The organism is Flavonifractor sp., assembly GCF_019422385.1.
Lineage (GTDB): Bacteria > Bacillota > Clostridia > Oscillospirales > Oscillospiraceae > Flavonifractor > Flavonifractor avistercoris.
Map to the genome: position 1 here is coordinate 1 of NZ_JAHZDL010000104.1, position 7704 is coordinate 7704.

At 65.6% G+C, this 7704-nt stretch carries 9 protein-coding genes; 7 read left to right on the top strand and 2 right to left on the bottom strand.

Annotation, left to right across the window (positions count from 1 at the left end):
* Positions 1 to 264, bottom strand: a 264-nt coding sequence (locus QZ378_RS11375) for a pyridoxal-phosphate dependent enzyme (protein WP_291258348.1), incomplete at its 3' end; no start/stop codon positions are given.
* 147 nt (positions 265 to 411) lie between these two features.
* Here QZ378_RS11375 and QZ378_RS11380 point away from each other — a divergent pair.
* From QZ378_RS11380 to QZ378_RS11410, 7 genes are all read left to right on the top strand, one after another.
* Entirely contained in the window at positions 412 to 1074 is a 663-nt protein-coding gene (locus tag QZ378_RS11380) for a 5-bromo-4-chloroindolyl phosphate hydrolysis family protein (protein ID WP_291258349.1), read from the top strand.
* Positions 1075 to 1092: 18 nt separating this feature from the next.
* The gene (locus QZ378_RS11385; protein WP_191379650.1) at positions 1093 to 2298 is read left to right on the top strand and encodes a toxic anion resistance protein; all 1206 of its coding nucleotides are present in this window, start codon (positions 1093 to 1095) and stop codon (positions 2296 to 2298) included.
* Positions 2299 to 2332: 34 nt separating this feature from the next.
* Positions 2333 to 2854 carry a hypothetical protein gene (locus QZ378_RS11390; RefSeq protein WP_291258350.1) on the top strand — a complete coding sequence of 174 codons (522 nt, stop codon included), beginning with the start codon at positions 2333 to 2335 and terminating at the stop codon, positions 2852 to 2854.
* A gap of 14 nt (positions 2855 to 2868) precedes the next feature.
* Entirely contained in the window at positions 2869 to 3825 is a 957-nt protein-coding gene (locus QZ378_RS11395; protein ID WP_191529312.1) for a YgcG family protein, read from the top strand.
* 106 nt (positions 3826 to 3931) lie between these two features.
* On the top strand, positions 3932 to 4609 hold the full coding sequence (locus QZ378_RS11400) for a response regulator transcription factor (RefSeq protein WP_291258351.1): 678 nt from the start codon (positions 3932 to 3934) through the stop codon (positions 4607 to 4609).
* Positions 4606 to 6219: a HAMP domain-containing sensor histidine kinase gene (locus QZ378_RS11405; RefSeq protein ID WP_291258352.1), complete on the top strand. Its 1614-nt coding sequence runs from the start codon at positions 4606 to 4608 to the stop codon at positions 6217 to 6219. The genes QZ378_RS11400 and QZ378_RS11405 overlap by 4 nt, the downstream gene beginning before the upstream one ends.
* Positions 6220 to 6271: 52 nt before the next feature.
* Complete coding sequence (locus tag QZ378_RS11410) at positions 6272 to 7183, top strand: DUF975 family protein (RefSeq protein ID WP_291258353.1); 912 nt, start codon at positions 6272 to 6274, stop codon at positions 7181 to 7183.
* A gap of 129 nt (positions 7184 to 7312) precedes the next feature.
* Here QZ378_RS11410 and QZ378_RS11415 read toward each other — a convergent pair.
* A partial coding sequence (locus tag QZ378_RS11415) for a dihydroxy-acid dehydratase (RefSeq protein WP_291258354.1) occupies positions 7313 to 7704 on the bottom strand: 392 nt, incomplete at its 5' end.

Sequence of the window (7704 nt, forward strand, 5' to 3'; positions counted from 1 at the left end):
CTGGGCGGCGTAGGCCACGCCCTGGGCGTGGTTGCCCGCGGAGGCGGTGACCAGCCCGCGGGCCTTCTCCTCGTCGCTGAGGGTGCTGATCTTATAGTAGGCGCCCCGGATCTTGTACGCGCCGGTGAGCTGCATGTTCTCCGGCTTGATGTACACCTGGTTGCCGGTGGCCTTGGAAAAGGCGGGGCTGTAGACCAGCGGGGTGTCCCGGATCACACCGGAGAGCACGCCGCGGGCCTCTTTGAAATCCTTGAGTGTGAGCATGGCGCAGACTTCCTCTCTGTTGGCTGAAACCTTTTTTCTCAATAGATATAATGATAATAACTTTTCCCCCTAAAGTCAACGTGTTTTCTTGACACCCGGAGACGGGAAAGGTAGAATAAAACCATCCCCAGGTCTGGAGGAGATCCCATGGCAAAAATCGTGAAAAAATCGCCCATACCGCTGTACGGCGCGGCGGCGGTGTGGCTTTTGTGGGCCGTTTTCCTGCCCATGTATGCCCTGTGGCACTTTGCGCTGGTGGCCGCCGCGTCGGTGCTGGTGTGGTTCGGCCTGAAAAAGCTGTGCCCCGACAAGGTGCTGAACCTGCCGGATCCGGAGCCCCAGCCGGAACCCGAGCCGGAGCCGGCCGGACAGGCGCCGGAGGATCCCATCGCCGCCGAGCGGGCGCGGGCCCTGTCCGAGCTGCGGCGGCTGGACGACAACATCGAGGACGAGAAGATCTCCGCCCAGATCGTCCACATGGAGGAGGTCACCGGCAAGATCTTTGACATCGTGGCCCAGCAGCCCGCCAAGCTGCCCCAGATCCGCCGGTTTTTGAACTACTACCTGCCCACCACGCTGAAGCTGCTCAACGCCTACGACCGGATGGGGAGCGCCGGGGTGGAGGGGGCCAACATCGACGGCACCATGGGGCGCATCGACGCCATGATGGACAAGGTGGTTCAGGCCTTTGACAAGCAGCTGGACGCCCTCTTTGCCGACGAGGCGCTGGACATTTCAACCGACATCACCGTCCTGGAGCAGATGCTGGCCCGGGAGGGCCTGGGCGGCATGCAGATGGGACAATCATAACGAGGAGGAAGGAAAACCATGGCTGATCAAACTGATTTCACCCCGGAGCTCACCCTGACCCCCAATCTGGACACCGCCGCCGCGGCGGCGGAGGCCCCCAAGGCCCCGGAGGCGCCCACCCTCACCCTGGATCCCACCGGCGCGGCGGCCGCGGCGGCCGCCCAGCAGGACAAGGACGCCCAGGCCATCCAGCTGGACGAGAGCCAGCTCACCGAGGCCGAGCGCAAGATGGTGGACGACTTTGCCAAGCAGATCGACATCACCGATTCCAACCTGGTGCTCCAGTACGGCGCGGCGGCCCAGAAGAACATCGCCGGCTTCTCCGAGAGCACCCTCAACTCGGTGCGCACCAAGGATCTGGGGGAGATCGGCCAGGCCCTGTCCTCCCTGGTGGTGGAGCTGAAGGGCTTCGGCAAGGAGGAGGACGAGAAGGGCATCTTCGGGTTCTTCAAGAAGAAGCGCAACGAGCTGGAGGCCATGAAGGTGGCCTACACCAAGGCCGAGGCCAATGTGGACAAGATCGTGGAGGTGCTGGAGGGCCACCAGGTGACCCTGATGAAGGACATCGCCATGCTGGATCAGATGTACGAGCTTAACACCAAGTATTACAAAGAGCTGACCATGTATATCCTGGCGGGCAAGAAGCGGCTCAAGCAGGTGCGGGAGGAGGATCTGGCCCAGCTCCAGAAGAAGGCCGCCCAGTCCGGCACCCAGGAGGACGCCCAGGCGTACAACGATCTGGCCAACATGATCTCCCGGTTTGAAAAGAAGCTCCACGATCTGGAGCTGACCCGCATGATCTCCATCCAGATGGGCCCCCAGACCCGCCTGATCCAGAACAACGACACCCTGATGCTGGAGAAGATCCAGTCCTCCCTGGTGAACACCATCCCCCTGTGGAAGAGCCAGATGGTGCTCTCCCTGGGCCTGGAGCACTCCCGTCAGGCCACCGCCGCCCAGAGCGCGGTGACCAACATGACCAACGAGCTGCTGCAGAAGAACGCCGACATGCTGAAGATGGGCACCATCGAGACCGCCAAGGAGGCCGAGCGCAGCGTGGTGGACATCCAGACCCTCCAGCACACCAACGAGCAGCTCATCTCCACCCTGGACGAGGTGATGAACATCCAGCGGGAGGGTGCCCAGAAGCGCCGGGAGGCAGAGGCCGAGCTGGGCAAGATCGAGGGCCAGCTCAAGCAGAAGCTTCTGGAATTAAGAGGGTAAGGGGCCCCAAACCTGGATGCAATGAGGTAATCCCATGAAATTTCTCAAAACCCACACCGGCGCCATGGTGGTGCTGGCGGTGGTGATTGTGCTGTCCACCCTGCTGGGCTCCCACCGCTCCCTGGTGCAGGCCAGGGCGCAGGTGGAGGCGCAGTTCGCCCCCATCGCCGGGGATCTCCAGGACTGCGTGGACATCACCGCCAACCTGCTCACCGTGGCGGGGCGCTACCTGGACGAGGGCGACCTGACCGACCTGACAGCCAGCCGGGAGGCCCTGGCGGGGAGCACCGGCATCTCCGACGCCTACGCGGCCTACCAGCGGCTGCTGGGGGACGCGGAGACCGTGTTCCTCAAGCTGGAGGACGCGAGCCTGACGGAGCGGGACGCCGACTATGTCCAGGGCTTCCGCACCGACCTGGCCTCTGAGCAGGACACCATCTCCCGGGACGGCTACAACGCCGCGGCGGAGGACTTCAACACCCGGGTGCTGGGGGGCTTCCCCGCCGGCATCCTGGGTACGCTCACCTTCGTCCAGCCGGCGGAGATCTTCCAGTGAGAGGAGAGGAAGCCATGAAAAAGCTGCTGACCGCCGCCCTGCTGGGGGCGGCCCTGCTCACCGGCACGGCCGGCGCGGTGGTGGAGCCCACCGACGCCTTCTATGTGGCCGACTACGCCGACGTGCTCAGCGAGGAGACCGAGCAGTACATCATCGACCAGAACGAGGCCCTCTTCGAGGCCACCGGCGGCCAGATCGTGGTGGTGGCGGTGGACTTCATGGACGGCATGGACTCCGCCGACTACGCCATGGCCGTGGCGGAGAAGTGGGGCGGCATCGGCGACGCGGAGCGGAACAACGGCTTTCTGCTGGTGTACGCCGTGGGGGAGAACAAGGTGTGGGCCATGGCGGGCGCCGGCATTGAGGACGCCCTGTCCGCCTCCACCATCGAGGGCTGGCTGGAGGACGACTTCTACGACGGCTACGACGCCGGGGAGTACGACAGCGCCACCCGGGCCTTCTTCGACGACGTCTACGGCTGGTATGAGAGCTATTATGCCACCTCCTCCACGGGGGCCGTAAGCCAGCCGGTGCCGGATTACGAATATCTCCCCCAGCCGGAGAACGACCATTTCTATACATACACGGGCTCTAGCCTGGTCGGTACGCTGCTGTCCCTGTTCCTGGCGCCGCTGATCGTGGTGATCATCGTGGTGGCGATTCTGGCCGACGGCTGGCGCTACCGCCGCTATCACCGGCGGTACATGGGGCCCGGCATGCCGCCCCCGCCCTATGTGTACCGGCCCTTCATCTTCGGCCGGCCCCACCGGCCCAGGCCGCCCCGCCCGCCCAGAGGGCCCCGCCCCCCCATGGGCGGCGGCTTCCACAGCGGCGGGGGCTTCCGGGGCGGCGGAGCGGGGCGCTCCGGCGGAGGCTTCTCCCGGGGCGGCGGCTTCGGCGGCAGATCCCGCGGGGGAGGCGGCTTCTCCCGCGGCGGCGGGTTCCGCGGCGGCGGAGCCGGACGCCGGTAAGCATTCTTTCATCAAACAAGGCCCTGGAGTACCCCTCCAGGGCCTTTGTCATAACTCCGACACATCTGGGGGTTAGACTGTGGGCGGAAACAGAGGAGGGGAGACCATGGACGGCCATGTGCTGATCGTGGAGGATGAACAGCGCCTGCGGGACATCATCCGGGACTACTTCACCGCCCACGGGGCGGACTGCGACCTGGCACGGGACGGGGCGGAGGCCCTGGAGCTGCTGCGGGAGAACGACTACGACGCCATCCTGCTGGACGTGCTCATGCCCAACCTGGACGGCTTTGCCGTGTGCCGGGCGGTGCGGGAGCACAGCGGGGTGCCCATTTTGTTCCTCACCGCCCTGGGGGGTGAGGAGGACGTGCTGCGGGGCTACGCCCTGGGGGCGGACGACTACGTGACCAAGCCCTTCTCCCTGGCGGTGCTGCTGGCCAAGACCGGGGCGCTGATCCGCCGCAGCCGGGGCGGCCCGGGGACGGAAACCCTCACCTGCGGGGTCATCGCTCTGGAGCCGGGCCGCCGGGCCTGCACCGTGGACGGCCGGGCGGTGGAGCTGCCGCCCCGGGAGTACGAGCTGCTGCTCTGCCTCATGCGCCACCAAGGGCAGGTGCTCAGCCGGAGCCAGCTGCTGGACCGGGTGTGGGGCATCGACTTCGAGGGGGGCGACCGGGCGGTGGACGGCCGGATCAAGGCCCTCCGGGCCGCCCTGGGCCCGGCAGGAAAGCAGATTAAGACGGTGTTCAAGGCGGGCTACAAGCTGGAGGAGGGAGCGTCGTGAAAGACAGGCTTCTGTTTCTGCGGGCCTTTGCCCGGACGCTGTGCATCTGCCTGGCCGTCTGGGCGGCGGCCATGGCGGCGCTGGTGTGGCTCAACGGACGGTGGAGCGCGGAGGACATTCTCACCAACGAATATGAGGCGCGCCGGTCGGCCGGTTCCCTGAATGGGGAAGAGATGGATTTCTCGGTCGATCTGAGCATGATCGCCTGTGAAGAGCTAGAGCGCTATGGGGGCCAGATGCTCCTGCGGATCTATGACGAGGAAGGCGGTGTGCTGGGGCAGAGCCAGCTGTTGATGGCCCGGATCGCCAAGGACGGCTTCCTCCAATACGTCCTGTTTGACGCCGCCATGACCGACGCCGAGCAGCTGGCCGCCGCCCGGGTGTTCATGGAATATCCATGGCTCAGGGTCTATCAGCTCTATGACGAGGCGTCTGCCGCCTTTGAGAGCCTGGAGATGACCGGCTGGACGGAGGGGGAGGCGTTCTTCCCCATCCGAGCGGTGCTCCACCTGGACGGGGAGGAGATCACCCTGGTGGACGCCGATCCGGCCCGGTTTCCGGGGAAAACCATGGAGAACATCCAGACGCCCCATGTGCAATTTTATTCCGCCCTGGCGGGGCGGGGCGGGCCGGAAATGCGGCTGGAGCAGTACCGGACTCTGGAGGCGGAGATGGACGCCTGGATCAAGCAGCTGCTGACCCAGGATCCCCGCACCGGCCTGACCTATGATCAGATGATCATGACCGCCGGGGGAACGGCACCCCGCACATTTCCAAATATGTCCATGGACGGCTCCATGGAGCAGATTGTGGTAAGCAATTATGCGCTTCCCCCGTTCTACCTGCTCTACGGCCTGGAGCCCGCCATCCTGCTCACCCTGGCGGCGGCGGTGGCCCTGGCCTGTTGGCTGACTTGGCTGGAGACCCGGGCCATCCGCCGGGAGCGGAATTTTACCCGGGCGGCGGCCCACGAGCTGAAGACCCCACTGGCGGTGCTCCGCTCCCACGCGGAGGCCCTGCGGGAGGACATCGACCCGGCCAAGCGGACGCAGTACCTGGATGTGGTGCTGGACGAGAGCGACCGCATGGCGGCCCTGGTGGGGCAGCTGCTGGATCTGTCCCGGCTGGAGCGGGGCGTCCCCCTCAAACGGGAGCGGGTGGACTTTGCCGCCCTGGTGCGGGCGTGCTTTGACCGCCTGTCCCTGTCCGCGGGGGAGCGGGATCTCCATGTGACCCTGAATCTGACGGAGGGGATGGTGTCCGGCGACCGGGCCCGGCTGGAGGAGGCGGTGGGCAATCTGGCGTCCAACGCCCTGCGGTACACCCCGGCGGGGGGCAGCATATCGGTACGGCTGGAGAACAGCCGGGGGAAGCTGTGGCTTGCGGTGGACAACGACGGCCCCCATTTCACCACGGAGGAGCTCACCCGCCTGTGGGAGCCCTTCTACCGGGGGGATCCGGCCCGGAGCCGGGACACCGGCGGGGCCGGTCTGGGCCTGGCCATCGTCCGGGCGGCGGTGCGCGCCCACGGCGGCACCTGCGGCGCGGAGAACCGGGCCGGCGGAGTGCGCTTCTGGATCGAATTGCCCGCCTTGCAATCGGACGGCTGATATGATAGAATGATTCCACCAATCAAGAAACAGAGATTGCGAGGAATTTGCTATGGGCTATAACCGGCCGGAGGCCAAGGCGCTGGCCAAGCAGGCCATGCGCACCACCTATCCCCACCCCATGCTGGTGACCCTGGTGTACCTGCTGCTCACCTCGGTGCTCACCAGCCTGGTGTCCAGCCTGGTGACCGACCCCTTTACCACCTTCTATTACTATGTGTGGGACGGGGTCTATGGGGTGGAGGATCTGATCCGTGTGCTGCTCACTCCGCGTAACGTGGCGTCTTTTCTGGTGATCCAGCTGCTGATCACCGTCTATCAGTGGATTATGAGCTTCGGCTACACTTCCTACGTCCTGCGCATGGCGCGGAACGAGCAGCCCAACTACTGGAATCTGCTGGACGGCTTCCGCACCATCGGCCGGGCCTTCCTGGTGTATCTGCTGATCTATATCTTCACCACCCTGTGGAGCCTGCTGTTTTTGGTGCCCGCCTTTATCGTGATGCTGGTGTCGGCACTGGGCGGCCCGATGCTGATGTTCCTGGCCCTCCTGCTGGTGATCGCCGCGGCCATCCTGTCCGTCATTGTCACCTACCGCTACCGCCTGGCGGTGTATTTCCTGCTGGACAACCCGGAGATGGGGGCCCTGGCCGCCATCACCGAGAGCAAGCGGGCCATGGTGGGCTGGAAGGGCGAGCTGTTCATCCAGGATCTGTCCTTCCTGGGCTGGTCGCTTCTGTTCGGCTTTGCCGCAGCTCTGGTGGGAAGCCTGGGCCTGATCTTTGGGCCCGGCGCCGTCAGTCTGCTGACCATCCTGGCCACCACCGCCTTCTCCCTGTGGCTCACCCCCTATATGTGGGGCACAGAGGCCAACTTCTACGACTGGGTGGTGCATGGCCGCTACTCCTATCGGGACAACAGCGGCCCTGATGCCGGCTACCAGAGTCCCTACAGCAATTTCTGAATAGAACAAACATCCCGGCCCTCCGTTCGGAGGGCCGGGATGTTTGTATAGCGGAAAGGGGCGAAGCGGGCGGATGCTATCCGCCCCTACAGGGCAGGCAGTTCTCGCCCCAGGTCTTGCAGCCCGCTTTTACTCCAGGACGGCGCCGCGAGCGGCGCTCGTTACCAGTTTGGCATACCGGGCCAGGTAGCCGGTCTTGACCTTGGGCTCGGGGCAGACCCACTTGGCCTTCCGATCAGCTAGGGCGGCCTCGTCCACCTGGAGCTCGATCTTGCAGGCGGGGATGTCGACGGAGATGATGTCCCCCTCCTCCACCAGGGCGATGGGGCCGCCCTGGGCGGCCTCGGGGCAGACGTGGCCGATGGCGGCGCCCCGGGTGGCGCCGGAGAAGCGGCCGTCGGTGATCAGGGCCACGGACTCGCCCAGGCCCATGCCCACGATGGCGGAGGTGGGGTTGAGCATCTCCCGCATGCCGGGGCCGCCCTTGGGGCCCTCGTAGCGGATGACCACCACGTCGCCGG